Source organism: Paenibacillus sp. BIC5C1, from assembly GCF_032399705.1.
GTDB lineage: Bacteria > Bacillota > Bacilli > Paenibacillales > Paenibacillaceae > Paenibacillus > Paenibacillus taichungensis_A.
Genome location: NZ_CP135922.1, coordinates 1279251 through 1297513, shown reverse-complemented (window position 1 = coordinate 1297513; position 18263 = coordinate 1279251). Strand labels below are relative to the sequence as shown.

General features: G+C 48.5%; 15 protein-coding genes. 7 read left to right on the top strand and 8 right to left on the bottom strand.

The window, feature by feature from the left end:
* Positions 1-69: 69 nt before the first annotated feature.
* The gene (locus RS891_RS05855; RefSeq protein ID WP_315794751.1) at positions 70-2139 is read right to left on the bottom strand and encodes an nSTAND1 domain-containing NTPase; all 2070 of its coding nucleotides are present in this window, start codon (positions 2137-2139) and stop codon (positions 70-72) included.
* A gap of 309 nt (positions 2140-2448) precedes the next feature.
* Here RS891_RS05855 and RS891_RS05850 point away from each other — a divergent pair, with 309 nt between their 5' ends.
* Positions 2449-2733 (top strand): hypothetical protein, encoded by a 285-nt coding sequence (locus tag RS891_RS05850; RefSeq protein ID WP_146752142.1) that lies wholly within the window; start codon positions 2449-2451, stop codon positions 2731-2733.
* Positions 2734-2786: 53 nt separating this feature from the next.
* On the opposite strand, the gene RS891_RS05845 is transcribed toward RS891_RS05850, so the two are convergent.
* Positions 2787-4457 (bottom strand): PucR family transcriptional regulator, encoded by a 1671-nt coding sequence (locus tag RS891_RS05845; RefSeq protein WP_113054140.1) that lies wholly within the window; start codon positions 4455-4457, stop codon positions 2787-2789.
* Positions 4458-4647: 190 nt separating this feature from the next.
* Here RS891_RS05845 and ald point away from each other — a divergent pair, with 190 nt between their 5' ends.
* Complete coding sequence (gene ald, locus RS891_RS05840) at positions 4648-5781, top strand: alanine dehydrogenase (protein ID WP_315794750.1); 1134 nt, start codon at positions 4648-4650, stop codon at positions 5779-5781.
* A 147-nt stretch (positions 5782-5928) separates the two neighbouring features.
* On the opposite strand, the gene RS891_RS05835 is transcribed toward ald, so the two are convergent.
* Positions 5929-6846: a PD-(D/E)XK nuclease family protein gene (locus RS891_RS05835; protein ID WP_315794749.1), complete on the bottom strand. Its 918-nt coding sequence runs from the start codon at positions 6844-6846 to the stop codon at positions 5929-5931.
* A gap of 264 nt (positions 6847-7110) precedes the next feature.
* Here RS891_RS05835 and RS891_RS05830 point away from each other — a divergent pair, with 264 nt between their 5' ends.
* A complete protein-coding gene (locus RS891_RS05830; protein ID WP_076290223.1) occupies positions 7111-7794 on the top strand; it encodes a serine/threonine protein kinase in 684 nt (227 codons plus the stop codon).
* Positions 7795-7917: 123 nt separating this feature from the next.
* Here RS891_RS05830 and RS891_RS05825 read toward each other — a convergent pair whose 3' ends face one another.
* On the bottom strand, positions 7918-8805 hold the full coding sequence (locus tag RS891_RS05825) for a helix-turn-helix transcriptional regulator (protein ID WP_113054138.1): 888 nt from the start codon (positions 8803-8805) through the stop codon (positions 7918-7920).
* A gap of 130 nt (positions 8806-8935) precedes the next feature.
* Here RS891_RS05825 and RS891_RS05820 point away from each other — a divergent pair, with 130 nt between their 5' ends.
* Complete coding sequence (locus tag RS891_RS05820; protein ID WP_315794748.1) at positions 8936-9823, top strand: sugar phosphate isomerase/epimerase family protein; 888 nt, start codon at positions 8936-8938, stop codon at positions 9821-9823.
* Positions 9824-9898: 75 nt separating this feature from the next.
* Positions 9899-10954, top strand: a complete 1056-nt coding sequence (locus tag RS891_RS05815) for a Gfo/Idh/MocA family protein (protein WP_315794747.1) — start codon at positions 9899-9901, stop codon at positions 10952-10954.
* Between the two features lie 336 nt (positions 10955-11290).
* Here RS891_RS05815 and RS891_RS05810 read toward each other — a convergent pair whose 3' ends face one another.
* Positions 11291-12610 carry a glycoside hydrolase family 125 protein gene (locus RS891_RS05810; RefSeq protein ID WP_113054135.1) on the bottom strand — a complete coding sequence of 440 codons (1320 nt, stop codon included), beginning with the start codon at positions 12608-12610 and terminating at the stop codon, positions 11291-11293.
* A 443-nt stretch (positions 12611-13053) separates the two neighbouring features.
* Between RS891_RS05810 and RS891_RS05805 the strand changes: the two genes are divergently transcribed.
* On the top strand, positions 13054-14112 hold the full coding sequence (locus RS891_RS05805) for a LacI family DNA-binding transcriptional regulator (RefSeq protein ID WP_315794746.1): 1059 nt from the start codon (positions 13054-13056) through the stop codon (positions 14110-14112).
* 145 nt (positions 14113-14257) lie between these two features.
* On the opposite strand, the gene RS891_RS05800 is transcribed toward RS891_RS05805, so the two are convergent.
* The 3 genes from RS891_RS05800 to RS891_RS05790 all read right to left on the bottom strand — a co-directional run bounded on the left by RS891_RS05800 (position 14258) and on the right by RS891_RS05790 (position 17134).
* The gene (locus RS891_RS05800; RefSeq protein ID WP_315794745.1) at positions 14258-15865 is read right to left on the bottom strand and encodes a DUF4179 domain-containing protein; all 1608 of its coding nucleotides are present in this window, start codon (positions 15863-15865) and stop codon (positions 14258-14260) included.
* On the bottom strand, positions 15846-16418 hold the full coding sequence (locus RS891_RS05795) for an RNA polymerase sigma factor (RefSeq protein ID WP_315794744.1): 573 nt from the start codon (positions 16416-16418) through the stop codon (positions 15846-15848). Before RS891_RS05795 ends, RS891_RS05800 begins: the two co-directional genes overlap by 20 nt.
* A gap of 200 nt (positions 16419-16618) precedes the next feature.
* Positions 16619-17134 (bottom strand): mismatch-specific DNA-glycosylase, encoded by a 516-nt coding sequence (locus tag RS891_RS05790; protein ID WP_315794743.1) that lies wholly within the window; start codon positions 17132-17134, stop codon positions 16619-16621.
* Between the two features lie 121 nt (positions 17135-17255).
* Between RS891_RS05790 and RS891_RS05785 the strand changes: the two genes are divergently transcribed.
* A complete protein-coding gene (locus tag RS891_RS05785; RefSeq protein ID WP_063567676.1) occupies positions 17256-18176 on the top strand; it encodes an AEC family transporter in 921 nt (306 codons plus the stop codon).
* Positions 18177-18263 lie beyond the last annotated feature (87 nt).

Below are 18263 nucleotides of genomic sequence, written 5' to 3'. Positions count from 1 at the left end.
ATTTATTTCATTAAAAAAACACGCAGGACTGGCTCGATAGGCCGGTTACTGTGTGTTTTTTCTGTCACGCTACAGTACTCTTGCCAATCGGATCAAAGCGGATCGCAGATGCCGATAGAATGTCGCCCGGCTCATTGAACAAGCCTGTGCTGCGGCAGTTGGATTGCCAGCATGTGTCCAATAGGCGGTATATAACAGCAGCTGATCCTGTTGGGAGATACCATGAACCCGGCCCTCCAGCAAATCCAGAATATGCGACTGTAGATGAATGCCATCCGTTATGCCATTCACTCGCCCTGCATACTCATGCAATTCTCCGGGAGAGTGCAGATGAGTCAGCATTTTGCGCACATCCTGTTCGGACCAGGATACCAGACTCACACCAGACGTCCCCTGTTGTAACCCACTGCTCTTTGTATCCGGAACCAAGAGGGACATCATCCAATCACCAAATTGTCCACTGCGTAGATCCAGATCCAGCACTTCTGCTTGATCTTCATACAAGTCGCACAAACGAGTGCGTGTTCTTTTACTCCGAAACCCAATACTCTGCAAAAACAGCTTCAGATGCGGATTGGTTGCGATCAGTATGACCCTGGCCCCTTCTCCAAGTAGTGACAGGCGATCCAGCGACATATAACCCACAAGCTCTTCACGTTTGTAACCTGGCACATCATCTCGTGCTGCAGCGAGTACCGCAAAGTGAGTATCCGTCTGGTCCGGATCGCAATCCAGCTCGTCCGGTGTGAAACATTCTTGCATCTCGGCCGGAAAATAGCTGCACAACATCCCGCTGCTCTCCCGATGCACGAGCACCGTAATGAACATTGCGATTGGATCACCTTCCTTGTCACGCATCAATACAATCCCCTCAGGATAACGCTGTGCAAGTTCGTCTAAAAAAGCAGGATAAGACGGCGCCTGCCAGGGTTCTACACTATATTCACACCACTGTTGGAGCAATCTGTGCAACGCCGGCAAGTCTTCTGCTCGCATCACTTCCATGGGAGAAAATAGTGAATCCGCCGATACATCAGCATACTTCCGGTGCTGGAGCATGGATTCCTGGCACAACAGTAGCATTTTCCTCGTAATCTGGCGCCTCTCATGTGGACCAGCTTGTTCATGGAGCGGCTTCAGCAGCCTTGCAATTCGCACCCGCATGGCTAGCACACGCTGGGGCTCACGTTGGCGGAAATCGCGAAGCAGATGTAATCTGGCCATATCATGCAGCGCCAGACCATTAGGACCGGAACGGATAAACGACATACGTCTCAGGACGTTATATTCCTCAAGCGTCACCTCTGTTTGCAGCACGGATGATAGCAATTCCTGATTCGCTGTTTCTAGCAGCGTTAATACCTCGACCATCGGGTGCAGGCGGGGCAGCGTCAATTCAAGCAGCAGTCTGGCACTAATCATTTGTGACAATTCATTCCAATCGGAAATGGGTACATTCCTGCGCTGATCCGCAGCCTCCACAGCAAGCGCCAGCCCCAGCGGATGTCCATCTGTCATACGCGCAATTGTCCCCGCCATGCTCCTGTTCAATGATCCTGCCACCGCAATATATTCGGACACTTCTTCACCCGTAAAATGTTGAAGAGGCATCTGCACGAGGCGCTGCCGCAACCTTGGATGTGTCCGCCACGCTGAAGCAGGCTCCGGTCGTGAGGCCAGAATAATAAGTACTCCATATAACGGGAGCTTGGATACGAAGACTTCCATAAACCAGCTCTCCAGAAGAGCCAACTCTTCATAATTATCCACAGCAAGGACCAGCCGCCTCTTTACTGAAGTCTCACTTAGCAGGCTCAATGGCCGCGTGCTACCATCACTCCCCATCGTCTCTAGTCCCAATGTAGAGGAGAGATACTCCAAAAAGACCGACGGTGTAGAGCCGCAGGATCTGCCATCCATCCATATGGCGGTTGCTCCCTGATTTCGAGCAACAGACAACATCTCGGACAGTAAGGATGATTTACCGATCCCCCCCATGCCCGTAACTGAAAAAATGGTTAAAGGTGCTTCCGGATTACTAAGCCATCGGTCCAACATCATCAGTTCCTTGGCTCGACCCACAAAACGTTTTCCATGACCATAGTGGCTGTCGTATTGAACCTCACTACTGTTTTCCATCTGTGTCCTCCGTACTAGATACTGGTACTTTCCATACACCTTATTTTCTCACAAGTTGAGACTATATTGAGACGCACAGTTACATGTGGAGTGATAAAATCTAGATAAAAGCCAAATTATTCTAAAATATACAAAGCAGCTGTTTGCAAACGTTTAACACAGGGTACATACATCTTTCATGAGGATGTTTAACATATTCGCCATTCCGCTAATCGAGCACACCAATCAAGTGGGCATCCACCCATTTCGAACTTCATGCTTCCCTTTCAGAACCAATACAGCCCGATATTCCAGGAAAGGCGGATTTGTGTGAGAAAAAACCTCGATATCTGTAATCTGAGCGGACAACTGGGAATCAACCGCGAGCGACTTGATGAATGGTTGCGTCAAACCGGTGTTTCATCCAAAAGAATGGAGACGGAAACTCTTCCGGAGCGCAGCTCTTCGCCATATCGCTTGGCTGCTCCCACCTCGTTATCCCTTGCACCTTCCTCCGGCCAACCCAAACTGTTCCGTGGCCGCCGTCCGGCTTCTGGCAACTCTGTATTACCAAGAGCATTACGAAACGCTCGTCGCATCAGTAAAAATTGCTAGACTGTGCATGCTTTCAATAATGCACAGTCTGGACTGTCTTCCAGCCTGATTCATCAAGATGGAAAATCCTGTTCCTCCTCGATCATGGCATGAGCAAGCAGCGCCATCTCCAGGCAGATTCTTCTTTCCTGATCCATAAAATCTGGTCCCATTAATTCTTCTAACTTCTCCAATCTATTGTACAAGGTTTGCCGATGTATGAACAATTGAGCAGCCGCATCCCGTTTGGAACCAAAATTTTGCAGAAAGGCATCCAATGTCTCCACCAGCCTTAGATGATGTGCCCGATCATAGTCAATCAGAACGCCCAGATGGTCATTGACAAAAGGCTGCAGAAACGATTGGGGCAATGCTTTGAGCATTTGATATATACCCATACGTTCGTAAAAATGAATATGTTCCAGCCGATCCACGGATCGTGAAACTTCGATGACCTGATATGCTTCCCGCAGACTGTCCGGCAATCCTGTTAACCGGTTACGCACCTTGCCAAATCCGGCATGGATCGTAACCTGCTTCAGGTTGCGACTCGCAAATCTCTTCACATCACTAATAATGCCTTCAAGTGATTTTACCAGTTGATTTCGTGTGGATGTCTTGCTCTCTTCCTTGGCGCAGCATACATATACCTGATTATTTTTCAGCATGATGAGGCTGGCCAGGTTGTTCTTTTTGAGCAAGGAACGCAGCAGCACCAGAATATCCTGATGATTGGTTTCCATTCGCTCACGGCCTATGCCTTTCAGACGGTGCTCCATCTCAATAACGCCGCCGGCAAACCAGTACTGTCCCTTCACCAACAGACGGAGCCCCATTCGGGTCTGTGCCTGCTCCTCTTGAAGAATGTTACCGTTCATCAGATCCTGGATCAGCTCATTTTGGTTGCGTACCATTTTCTCCTCCAGAAACTGAGAGCGCAGCGTCAATGCGGCCGCAGCCTTCGCTGTATAATCGAGCAACAGCTTGAGATATTCGACGGGTGCCGAAGGATGTACAACCATGCCTACTGCGGAAAAAACCTGCCCAAAACATACGACCGGGTGACATAGCAACACCTGTTCCTCATCCAGATGGAACCATAACTCCGTGTCTGAATCATTGAGATCCAGATGCTCAACCTCCTGTTCGTACCATGTGTAGATCGCTTGTTGTGTCTCGGAGGGCAGCTCCGGCACAAAACTGCCCGGTTCCATGGACGAGATATACACAACCGGCTTGGCTGCATATTCATGCAGAAGATTGAGCACAGCCGACATGTCTGTACTCTGTAATGTTCGCTGCTGAAGCTGACGGGAATAGGTTTCCAGACTTTTCAGCAGTTGGTGTTGATGATTAATAAGCAAAGCGTGAATATCTTGCGTGATCTCAACAAAACGGACCGGTTGCTCAAACACGATAAGCGGGAATTGATGCCTGTCAGCGAGTTCTATCAATTCTTCGGGTATGCCATGAATGCTCGTACCAAACTCCACGCAGAGCCCCGCCGCTTCGCTCCGGATTAACTGGAGCAGATATTCTTCGCGCCCTTCTTCCGATTGAAGCCATAGTCCAGTGGATAAAATAAGATCATGGGGGCTTACAAAGGGAGAAACATTGGTAATCTCCAGCACATGAACCCATCCAACTTGACGTGATGTTCCTTCTTTCCCCGCAGCAAGCCGGGCTTTGGCAAAGACAGGGCGAGCCAGAATATCCTTTATCGTAAACACGCGGTCATTTCTCAATATCGATCCCTCATAGTGTCATTTTTTCTTACATTATAAGCGATGGACAAATGTCCTGAATAGTCTTTTCTCGACATTATGTTGAATCAATTCTTCAAAACATAGACATGAGGTAAGGTGCAAAACGATGATCCAGGTCATAAACTTGTAGTATAAGCTAACAACCATTAAATGGACGAGGTGCATGGCGATGAGAATCGGAATTCCGAAAGAAATCAAAAACAATGAAAATCGTGTAGCAATGACCCCTGCTGGAGCTGCTGATTTTATCAGAGCCGGACATCAAGTCATGATCGAACGTGGCGCAGGATTGGGCAGTGGATTCACAGACAACGAATATCAATCGGCCGGAGCGGAGCTTCGGGATACAGCTTCAACTGTGTGGGCAGAGGCAGATATGATCATCAAGGTCAAAGAACCCCTTGCCAGCGAATACCCCTATTTTCGTCCTGGCTTGATTCTTTTCACCTACCTGCACCTCGCAGCGGAACCTGCACTGGCAAAGGCACTGATTGAAAGCCGGGTGACTGCCATTGCGTACGAGACATTGGAAGTTAATGGTACACTGCCTCTGCTCACCCCGATGAGTGAAGTTGCCGGACGGATGTCTGCTCAGATTGGAGCGCAGCTGCTGGAGAAAACGGAAGGTGGCAAAGGCATTCTGTTATCAGGCGTACCCGGCGTAAGCCGTGGCAAGGTCGTCATTATTGGAGGTGGCACAGTAGGTACGAATGCCGCCAAAATCGCGATTGGTCTGGGTGCGGATGTGACCATCCTTGATTTGAATCTGAATCGTCTGCGCCAGCTGGATGATATTTTTGGCAATCAGATTCATACGCTGGTATCGAGTCCATCCAATATTGCGTCGGCTGTTGCGGCTGCCGACCTGCTGATCTGTGCGGTGCTGATTCCAGGCGCCAAAGCGCCGACCCTAGTCAGCGAGCAAATGGTCACCACCATGGCACCCGGCTCGGTCATTGTGGATGTCGCAATTGATCAGGGCGGAATTGTGGAGACCATTGATCATATCACGACCCACGATGAACCGACCTATGTGAAGCATGGTGTGGTGCATTACGCGGTAGCGAACATGCCTGGCGCGGTGCCGCGCACGTCTACGGTGGCGCTGACCAACGCCACCATGCCTTATGCGCTGCAGCTGGCGAACCACGGTGCAGCTGCCGCGATTCGCGGCAGTTCGTCCATTCGCAGCGCGGTAAACGTGCTGAATGGACATATCACGTATGAGGCGGTTGCCCGGGATCTCGGGCATGCCTATGTTCCCGCAGGACAGGCGCTGGAGAATACCGCCACGGTCCAGTAATCTTGACATGACCGTTCCACCTGGCGCCTTGTCGCCGGCCTGTGGAACGTAATAGAAGCGCCAGTCCGGGCAGATCCTGTCCAGGCTGGCGCTTCTTGTTTTATTTTCACATGAATAGGAATGAGATCTGAAGATGCTTCTAGTGCTCTATACTACACGTTCGCTGCATACCTCACGGAAATTACAGTCCCGGCAAGCACGGCGTGAAGGCATTGGCGTGAAATACGAAACGTCCTTGGGACGGTTGTAATACTCATCATCCACACAGGAGCGCATCTCCGCAATATACCGCCCCACGTTCTCCTCCACCTTCAGGATATCCTCTTCCGTTGCCGTAAACTCTCGGTGTGTCCCGGTTAACAGGTACTCCACCCGCAGCTCGATCTGCTCCAGTGGAACCCGGTAATGCTCCCTCACATAGGATGCGTACAGCATCAATTGATCCGAGAAGTCATCCTCCTTGCCCGTTTTCCAATCCACAATGACGATGTTGCCGTTGCTGCGACGATATAACAAGTCCATCTTCACATACACACGCGTATCGTGCAGCATCATCGTATCCCATTTCTCAATCTCCAAAATATCCGTACTTGCACGGGACAGGTCCTCCCACGTGAGCGTCTGGTACAGATTGCCGACACAGGCCGAGGCTCGTTCTTTGATCGTGGCAATCCGGTCACTCAACGTGTCATCCCCGTAATACATCTCAGACAACATTACCCGGTTCTTGGGGTCGAGCCGCCACTGATCCTGATCCATCGATTCCACATACGCCTGATTGAGCAGCTTGCGCATAGTTTGTTCCAGAAAGTGTTCACGCGGTTTATCCTTGCCTTCTTCCCTGCTGCGAACCGCCGATTCACACATCCGGTGCGCGAGGTCGCCGAATACGAGGTATAGATTGCTGAGCTGCTTCAACCGATACAGACGTACCTGCATCTCATCAGCCGACTCTGCCTTCCAGCCGTTATGGGCTCCATAATAATGATAATAATATTTGCGCAGGCACTCATCGAACATACTCGCCCGCGACTGCGAATAAGACCACTGCGGGTATTGTGCCATAAGATATTCTGCCTTTCTGTATGCCGGATCTGCATGAGATCCCTTAATGCTCACAGTATATAGGAAAGAGCAAAAACGTCGCAAGCACCCCTTCCGTAATTTTCTTCTATCCGCAACCGTTTCCGATTCAATGCGTAACGTTTATATAGTAACATCACCAGAATATGAAATTACAGCGCAGAACGCATACTATACTAAAAGAGTACAGGATTTTGCAGTTAGACAGATAATTGTACAGGCATATCCTAAAAGGAGGCACCACCCATGAATCGACCGGATTGGTTCCAGGCGGAAGAAGCATTACAACAAATCCAAGTCATCGGAAGCGACCGGAATGAGCTCGTGAACATCATTGGCCATGTAGAAGGACTGAATTGTATTGGCACAGGAACGGATGCGGCGGTATTTACGTATGACGGATTGCCGCAGTATGCCTTCAAGATGTACTCAGATCATGCCCTGGACAAACTTGAAAATGAAAAACAGGTATATGAGCAGCTCAAAGGTCTGCCCTATTTCCCTACCTATTACGGCAGCGGCCGGAATATTCTTGTGATCAGTTTTGAAGCGGGAGATACCTTACTCGAATGTCTGGAAAAAGGTATCCCGGTCCCTGAGCAGGTCATGCTCGATGTGGACGAAGCGCGTGAGGCAGTACGCAGCCGCGGCCTGAATCCACGGGACATTCACCTGAAAAATGTAATTCTCCAGAATGGACGCGGGAAAGTCATCGACGTATCGGAGTATATTCAGGACGGTAACGATAATCGCTGGGAGCATCTCGTCTGGGCCTATCACAACATTTATCCACGGATCAAAGGTACGCCCATCTCCCCTCGCATGCTGCAAACGATCAAGTGGGGATACAATCAACTGGATCAGGCCAATATCAAGTTGGACGACCTCTCCAAGAAAGCTAATCGGTTATTCTCTAAATTCATGAAATAAGCATGTTTATAAACAGATCAAATGTTTGTTCTGATATCTGATATTCATAAAATAATCCGGATTACTCGCGCATCTCTGGCGGTGATCCGGATTTTTGTTTGTACCTGTTGACACAAGGTTTTCCTATTTTAACCGCCCCTGCGAGGGTGTCATCCCTTTGTATTGTTTATACAGCTTCGTAAAATAGTTGGCGTTATCACAGCCAACCTGGGCGGCAATTTCTGTAATGGTCAGGCTGCTCTCCTGCAGCAGCTGTTCGGCTTTGGTCATTCGGCACCCGTTCACATATTCCACAAAGGTGCGTCCGGTCAGTTTTTTGAACATTTTACAAAAATGATACGTATTCAGCCCTATCTTCCCGGCTGCCTCGGTAACGGACATTTTCCCTGTTGGCTCCGCTTCAATCTGCTCAATCAGATGCTTGAATCGTTCCCGATTTGGAAAATACGATCCCGTTGTTTTATCAGGAAGTTGATGTGGCATAAATGTACGGGCAAGCAGAGTGAACAAGGCATGCAGCTTGGACTTCACAACCAGTTGGTAGGCCAGCGGTTGTGAGGCCATCTCCTCGATGGCTTCATCCAACAGGGAGTAATAGCCTTGGCAAGCTGCGTCGTGCTCCGCCGGTTTCACCGGGAACCTTACCTTCCCCTCCAGATAGGGAGCAACATATTTCAAGTGAACGGGATCAAGGGTAAAATCATGAAATAATGCACTGTTGAGCACAACCGAATCATAGTGGATATCCCCTTCCTCCAAAGCATACCCGACATGCAGCGCCCCTCCGGGAATGATAATGACCTCACCTGCTTGAGCTACGTAGGGTCTGCTGTCGATATGAAACAAGGCACTGCCCTGCCGCATAAAAATCAGTTCAAAGTGTTCATGCCAGTGCAGGTACAGAATGCATTCTTCCGTTTTCATCCCCCAGCAACGATTCTGGAACAGCTGAAATGGATGAGATTTATGGTCAATGCGGGTATTTTCGTGAAGCGCTTTCAGGTCCAGCACGCTGTCTCCTCCTTTCCCCACAAGATCAGACTAATATTGCACAAGATTGTATAGAGCCATCCGGTAGATGCCCGGCTATAATGAGTGTGTCACGAAGTACTATAAGCCAATATTGGAGTGAAATACAACCATGAATAATCCGTTACGCATAGGTACCCTTGTAGGTGGACACGACGCAGTCCGCGTCATTCCACAGATCATGAAACATGGCTTCGAATCATTTAATCTGACCTTCTGGCAAACGACGGGTGATCTGGACCTCGCCGAAACTGCCAAAGGTGTCCGTGAAATTGTGGACGAACAAGGAATTGTCATCTCTGCAGTAAGTGTGTTCGGCAATCCGCTCACCGGAGCCGGGGATAATGCCGATACACTCGCCAGTTGGGAACGGGTGATTGACCATGCCCAGCTCTTCGGAGCGGATATCGTCTCCGGGTTCACCGGACGACTGACCGACCAACCGATTGACCAGTCGATTCCGCGGTTCAAGGAAGTGTTTGGAGAACTGGCACGCCGGGCCGCAGACCGGGGTGTACGCATTGCTTTTGAAAACTGTGATATGGGCGGTACATGGCAGACTGGCGATTGGAACATTGCGCATAATCCAACGGCCTGGGAGATGATGTTCGATGCGGTTCCTGATGAAAACATTGGATTGGAATGGGAGCCATGCCATCAAATGTCCAGCCTGATCGACCCGATTCCTCAACTGCGCAAGTGGGCGCCTAAAGTGTTCCATGTGCACGGCAAAGATGCCACCATTGCCTGGGACATCGTCAAAGAATATGGCGTGCACGGCCCACGTGAATTCGTCTGGCACCGTACACCCGGCTTCGGGGATACCAACTGGTCCGACATTATTACAATTCTGCGCCAAAACGGGTATCAGGGAACGATTGATATTGAAGGCTGGCATGATCCTGTCTACAAAGATGAACTCGAAATGACCGGACAGGTGCACGCACTAAACTATTTGAAACAATGTCGCGGTGGAAACTTTGTTCCCAATCCGGTATAGAAACGGGATTAACATGAAGTGGCATGATGTCCATTATACGAACATAGAAAATGAAAAGCATAAGGAGATGATTGGATGAGTCATCCTTATCGGGTAGTTGTGGCAGGCTGTGGGGCCATGTCCAATACCTGGGTAGATTATGCCATGCAAAGGCCGGACACGGAAATTGTAGGGCTTGTCGATCTGTATGAACAGACCGCCGTTGCACTCGCTGCACGGCACGGCCTCTCCTGCCCCACGTTTACGGATATCAGTGAGGCCATTCGGGCAACAGATGCCAATATCGTATTTGATGTCACCATTCCAGCAAGCCATCACACCATTGCCATGACGGCGTTACAACAAGGATGTCATGTATTTGGTGAAAAACCTCTGGCGGAATCCTTCTCTGACTGTGAAGATATTGTTCAGACTGCACGCCGTACAGGTAATATTCAGGCTGTGATGCAAAATCGTCGTTTCGATCCACGTATTCGCGCCTATCGGCAGTTGATTTCCGACGGAACGATCGGCCAGGTCGGTTTTGCTGGGGCAGATTTCTTCCTGGGACCTCATTTTGGTGGATTCCGTGACCTGATGGACAGTCCACTGCTGCTGGATATGGCGATTCATACCTTCGACCAGGCACGATACATTCTTGGTGCCAACCCGGTCTCTGTGTACTGCCACGAATTCAATCCTCCGGGGTCATGGTATCAAGGCAATGCGATGGCGTTATGTATCTTCGAAATGTCCGATGGCTCCGTGTTTAACTATCGCGGGTCCTGGTGTACAGAGGGTGTGCCTACTTCATGGGAAGCATCCTGGCGTGTAACCGGAGAAAAAGGAACCGCGATCTGGGATGGACATGATGACATTTATGCTGAAGTTGTCTCGGCGCAGCAGCTGGATGCGGAAGGCAAACCGTCCTTTTTCCAACCGTGTGAGCGGATTGAAGGAGAGCAGCCTGTCATGGAGAAAACAGGACATCACGGCTGCCTCGAAGACATGTTCGCAGCGCTGGAATCCGGGCATCTGCCTGAGACCGATTGCAGTGACAACCAGTTCAGTATGGCCATGGTGCTTGCGTCCCTCGAAAGTGCCCGCACTGGTCAAAAGGTGTTCATCGCCGATCTGCTGAAAACCACATAGCGAAGCGCCTGTGTACTTGAATTAAATAAAGCCCAATCTGCAAAAGTTTAGCAGTTTGGGCTTTATTGTTTTTTACCTACTTCCTTTTCCTATACAAGGTACAAAAAAAGTTTCTGATAAAACGCGAAGTAGTGCAGGGAACGAAATCGATCCTGGAGAAACGAAGTGTTCGCCTGAAAGCTTTCTGCAAGAAAGCTGCATCGGAAGCATACGCTATCACCGGATTTCGACTTTGAAAAAGGTGATCAGGAAATCCGGGGATAACAGCGATCGAAAGAACGATTCGTAACCGGAACGGCTGCTTTGCAGACAGTCATTTTTTGAACTTACATCATTTTATAGAATCCCTTTTTTCATTGCCTTGTACACAAGCTGCGAGAATAGGCTGTTGGACCAGGCAAACCAAGGCCTTGTGAACGTGTTTGGATCATCCGAATGAAAACCTTCATGCATGTACCCGGTACCTGCATCCGTGTTCTCCAGCAGCTCTATCATCTCCAGCATTTCCTTATCATTGTCTGCGGTCAGACCCTGCATGGACAGCGCCATATGCCAGATGTATCCAGGCGGAGTATGAGGGCTGCCGATGCCTTTGGCTGCTTGTCCTTCATAATAAAACGGATTTTCCTTGCTCAAAATAAAGCGCCGTGTATTCTGGTACACGATGTCCTCCGTGGAAGCATACTCCAAATACGGAATAGACATTAGTCCCGGGGTACCTGCATCATCCATTAGGCAAAAGTTGCCGTAACCATCCGTCTCATAGGCATAGATCTGCCCATACTCGGGGTGACGGTAAGTACCGTATAAGGAAATACCATGTCGTATTTCTTCTTCCAGATGAGCCATCTCACTGACAAGCTTCTCATCCCTGAATACCCACCTTGCAATCTCTCCCATTTGACGCAAAGTTACCGCCGCAAACATATTTGCCGGGATATTATAATGAAAATCACATGCATCATCACTGGGGCGGAAACCGGACCAGATCATCCCGGTATAGTTTACCGGCATCCCGAATCCTTCATTACGGAGCGTATCATGAGCTGGGCAATTCCGGCGCATGAATCGATATGAAGACTGCTCACCATGGCGCTGCTCCGTTTTCCACAGACTTAATATGCTCTCCATCACCCTCTTGAAACGCTCGTCAAATATATCCGTCAATTCCGTCTCACGCCAATACGCATAGGCGAGCCGCATAGAGAAACAAAGTGAATCCAGCTCAAACTTGCGTTCCCACACCCAAGGCGACATCTCTGTCTCATCATTCGCATCCCAATGCCATCCATTAGCCGTTTCGTTGAACGCATTGGCATAGATATCGATGTCCGCATAGAATGTATGCCGTTTGATCAGCCCGCCAATGATCCGCTGCAGCTGTTCGTCTTCCTTTGCCAGCGGAACGTAGTGCATCACCTGCTCCACTGAATCACGCAGCCACATTGCCGGGATATCCCCTGTAATTACAAAGGTTGTCCCATCATCCAATAGCTTTGTCGTCGTTTCCAACGTGTTGGGAAAACAGTTACGGAACTGTGCCAGCAATCTGGGTCTATGTTGCAGTCTTTCCTCAGCCTCGGTAAGAATGTTCTGCACAGCTTGCGGTAATTCCAGATGCGGCATGGGGATTTTCGGTAATCTGAACTGTTCCATGGATGTCGTCTCCTTTGAATTGAAGTTTCCATATTTGTTTGCATCGTTTCATTCAATGATTTGTGTCACATTGTTATTTTTGTTATGATAAATTATAATAACATTATTATTTGTAAGTGTACTGTGCCAGAAGATGATCGTCAATTCATAACGGATGGTTCATTAAAAAAATAAATTGGATCATATCTTGTATATATAAATTGAACTAAAGAATATTTACACCTGCCACTCCGATGACAGAACAACCTTCCGATCGCTGTTATCCCCAGATTTTTTTGGATTCCCTTTTTCGAAGGGGAAAATCCGGGGATAAAGGCGAACGCTCCGCTTCTTCAGGTTATCTCTGTCCTCTCCGTTATCGTGTAAATGTTTTGTTCAATTTATATAGATTGAAATGGCTTGTTGGATTTATGCAAATTGTTTACATATGAAGGAGTAATGAAATGTCACGTAAAGTATCCATCCAGTCGCTGGCTGACCAGCTTGGATTATCCAAATATGCCGTCTCCCGTGCACTCAGTGGCAAGACAGGTGTCAGCGAAGCGACACGCGCCCGTGTGCTGGAATTAGCTCGTGCCTTGGGATATCGCCAAAGCACCCCAGGAAGCAGCACTGTTCCAACTGCAACCCATACAGAACAATCCGAGCCTCCATTTGCTCTCATCTGCATGAATCAGCTCAACCGGGGTGAGCCCCACTACTGGCAGCGCGTCCTCTCAGGCATGATCTCTGCCTGTAATGAGAGAGGATGGCATCATGCCATTGTATCTCCCTCTCTGGGAGTCGCTGATGAACACACGCCGCCAGAACGGGCAATCGCTCCTCACTTGGATTGGGAACGTTGTGCAGGAGTCATCGCCATGGGCGCTTTCCCCCATGCAGTCCTGCAACGACTGACCCAGACAGGCCGCCCCATTGTGCTCGTGGATCATCAGGAGCCACTATTGAACTGTGATACCATTAGCCATGATAACCTGGAAGCAGGCATTACTGTGGCTAGATATTTAATGTCGATGCAGTGCCGCCGCATCGGTCTGATTACGGATGATGGCCGAGCTGCCAGCTTTGCGCAGCGGAAGATCGGCATCGAACTGGCTTTGAACCATTTTCACGCAGACAGCAGTCGGTTGACCACGTTCAGAGAATGGAATATTCCTTATGAGAACGGCGAATGGATCGACCAATTGGCTGCCACAATCAAAAACATGCCCGCCAACGAACGGCCTGATGCGTGGATTGGCGTCAATGACGATATCGCCTTGCAGTGGATGAATAAGTTGCAGGAAATGGGATTCTCCACACCTGAGGATTGTCTTGTCATCGGTATCGACAATGTGCATGCCGCCGCTACATCATCCCCGCCTCTGACCACGGTCAACCTGTGCAAAGAGGAACTCGGGCAGCGTGCAATCGAAGCTTTGCAGCGCAGAATTGAACGCCCGGGAACACCAAAGGAAACGGTGATGTTATCCACGTCCCTTATTCCAAGGGAATCGGCGTAAATCAATGCGCACAACTTCTTTAGCTTCAGCACAACTTAACTTAATTGAATATCAAAAAGGCCTCGCATGTTATTATGCGGGGCCTTTCATCCCTATCTAGTTAATCATCCAAGCTTTTCAATTCCCTCCTCGTCATTCATGACTGTTATTTCTGCCAAGGCAGACTGGTGTACGACGGAAGATCTACTTCCCAATTCACGTCACGGTACTCTCGATTAACCACGGTTCTTTTTAAGGTGAATTTCGTTCCATCTTCTTTGTAAAAACCACGGATGACCATTTTCAGTTTATCGGCAACGTATTCACCGTTACTATTGGGCTGGTCTGGATAACCAACCACTTCAACAGGATATTCTGTTCCTTCCGAATCTACTGCCACCCAGCGATCACCCACGAAAGCATTTCGGTACGTCCCTGTTCCATTCAGAACAAGTGAATATCCTTTATTCACATTACTCATCTGAAGATTAGATGATTCCGGAACAGGCTTATAATCAAAATCATCAAATAGTATCTTATCCCCAAGCTGTTCAAATTCTACAAATGTATAGAACTTGGTATCCTTACGCCTCTTGTCCAGATCAACTTCCACTGATTTCTCTTCCTTCACAGGAATCGTGTAACCATCCAGAACAAAGCGAATGCTCTTTGCATCTACCGTTACAAATGCAGGATCCCATGTCTCCGATAACTTCAATGGACCACCATCCCTTATGCCACTCTCATCATGAAGCCGAAACTTGGCTTCACGGGCATCTGGTCTAAATCCATTGAAAATTCGATATTCATTGGTTTCAGGGATCTCAAGATGGTAGATGATGCTCATATAGTTCGCCCAATTCTCATCAACTTTGGCTTGAAGCTGATCATTCAGACTGATGTTCATGTCAAGGCGAGTCCCGTTTGGCGTGCGTACAAGCTGTGTCAGATCCAGTTTCAAACCCTCAGGAGTGGTGTAGGTGTTGTTCATGGGAGCCTCAACAGCCAGTGATTTAGCTTTGGTCATATCGATGTTGAATTGAAAGCTCCAATCTACCGTAACCTCTTTATCTTCGTACGATTTTGTCTCGAAATTATAATAACCCATATTTAAGTGGCTCAGTTCACCACGCACGACCACTTGATCCGGAATTTCATCATGCAACTGGAATACCAGTCGTTCGGTAACATAGCCCTTTGTTCTGGTATCTCTTGCAAGAGTGGCAACTTCTCGTCCCTCTTTATCCGTAACATGAATTCTACCCATTACAGACACTAACCGTGATAATTCTGACCCATCAGGCATTGTTTGTTGCACGGTCATTACAATCTGAGAACGATCCACAAGCACATTTTCAATCTTAAGCGTGTAGCCCTGATCCTCAATGTTGATATTCGGATTAACCACTAGACCGAGCGGCTTCAAACGTTTGTAATCATCGGCAAAATAGGAGTACTTGAGTTCTTCTGGTACAGGTATGTCGGGAAGCCGTTGATTTACGGCATTTACCGTGGATTGAGTCGATTTTGCTGTGTGATCAAAAGCAAACCATGCCCCTCCCGCAAGGATCACAACTGCCGCCGCTGCAATCCCAGTACGGCGCATCCAATGGGATTTGGAAGCCTTTTTCGTAAATGGATCCCCGTGCTCTGCGCTTTCCATGGACACGCCTTCCAGTTTTCGCATCACCTCAAGCGTAAAGTCCGCATCCGGTTCCTCGCGGAATAAATGCTGCTCCCACAATCGATCCTCATCATTTGGAATAGGCTTCATACGTCGATAAACCTCCTTTGCGCTCCATTTGCTTCTTTAACGTTTTCTTCCCTCGATAAAGTGCATTACGCACTTGTGCGGGGCTCATGTCCGTGATATCTGCAATCTCTTCGTAGCTCAGCTCATTCGTATATTTAAGCAGCAGCACAAGCCGATACGACTCTGGCAGTTGGTCCATCTGGCGATATATTTCACGCTGCATCTCCTTATGCAGCACATGTTTTTCTGGCGTTTCACCATTGGTTTGTTCCAAGCCTGTATGAACAGCGGTCATGACCGGTTTCTGTTGCCGCATAAAATCCCGCATCCGATTCACAGCGATGGTGTATACCCAAGATGAGAAACTGCTTCCTTCCTTTCGTGTCGGAAGATAGCGGTACATCCGAAGAAACGTATCCTGAGCGAGATCCTGTGCATCCTGATGACTCGCACCCATCCCGCGTAAAATGCCGAAGACTTTATTTTTATATCGATCCACGAGCACAGCAAATAGCTGTTTGTCCCCTGCGATAATACGCTGAATGAGCTCCTCCTCTGGTATCTGTTGAGTCATGTAATCCCCCTTCTCTACAGCTTCCATGCATGGTTCTGTACTATAATAGACGGAATCACTTCCTGAAACCTCTCACTTTATCCAAAAAAAAGAATTCGCGCCACCCGGTGTAAACCGGATAGCCGAACTCTGCAACCAATGAAGGTTCTTTGTTACTGCTCCACTTGCTGCCATGTGGAGTTTCATTTTTGCTTCGTTTTTCAGTCCTCTCTGCTTTTCTCTGAGACAAAATCACTAAGCTGGGAATAGATCGCTACGATCTCGTCCATCGACATACGCACTAACCCACTGGATGACGGGGCTACAAATTCATGAATTTCCTTGACGACCGGGTCGTCCTGAAATCCCCATTCCGCTTTGGTACGCTGACTATACTGAGTGTATACCCCTTTCCCCACAAAACAGGCGATGTCTGGTCGGTATTCCTCCAGCTTTTGCCGTAAAATCTGCCGTCCCTCTGCATATTCTTCCTTTGTAATATCATCCATACCTCTTGTTGGCCGGGCAACAATATTCGTAAATCCGTACCCCAGCTTCAGCAACTCTCCATCCTCTTGTGCATCATATAAACGAGGAGTCAATCCGGAACGCTCAAGAATGCGCCAGAAACGGTTTCCTTTATAAGCATAATGATGACCCGTCTCTCCAGACGTGATGCTGGGATTGAATCCAATAAATAATATCGATAAACCATAATCCAGATGATCTGGAATCATAATGAAAAGCCCCCTTATCTTTTTTAGTCATTTACATCTTTCATCTGTGTATAAAATGATATAATGGTTGAAGTATTTTCGAAATCGGACTGAAATTTTCATGAAAAAGGAAGCTGAACTGATGATTGCAGACATCATGCTTGAAGTCGTCCTGCCCGTCTTTCTCCTGATTGCCGTCGGGTCCTGGATGCAAAAGGTGTTCAAGTTGGACTTGTACACCCTCGCCAAAATCAATTTCTATTGTATTACCCCCGCAGCCGTCTTTATGAGCATGTATCACTCCGATATGTCGGGGGAATTACTTGGTACCGTCACGCTTTTTTACGCCTTATATGTACTTATTCTCTATATTGTGGGGTCTGTGTTCGCACGCTCGCTTCGCATGAACAAAGGCATGAAGGCTGCCTTCAACAACAGCATCATGCTGGACAACGCAGGCAATTATGGTCTGCCCATCAACTCCCTGGTATTTCGTGGTGATCCGCTGGCCTCTTCCATTCAGGCACTGGTCATGTCTTTACAGGCATTGCTGACGTTTACCTATGGTGTGCTGTCCATTCAGGGCGCGAAGCTCAAAGGCAATTACCGTGCGGTGATCATTGGATTTCTAAAAATGCCCGTTCCTTATGCGCTGTTACTCGGCATTTTGTTTCATATGGGAAATATTCCACTGCCCACTTTCCTGTCCATGCCGCTGACTTACGCGCAACAAAGTATGGTCGCTGTAGCACTCCTGACACTCGGCGCCCAAATTGTAAAATATCCAATTCGCCTGTATCGTCTTGATGTGTATATTAGCACATTTCTGCGTTTGCTGATTGGCCCGGCCATCGGGATTTCCATTGTGCTGCTGCTCGGTTTGCAAGGTATTGCCGCTCAGGCCCTTATTATCGCATCCGGCATGCCTACCGGAGTCAATGCGTCCATTCTAGCCGAGGAATACGATAACGAGCCAGACTTTGCCGCCCAGACGGTACTAATCTCGACGTTGCTTAACATCATTACAATTACCGCACTGATTTCGTTTGCGAAGACGTTCTGACCTATAGGCAAAAATAACTAGTCCACTCTCCTCAACGGAGCTGTGGGCTTTATTTGGTCTGAGGAGAAGTCAGCACAAAGCCTGCAC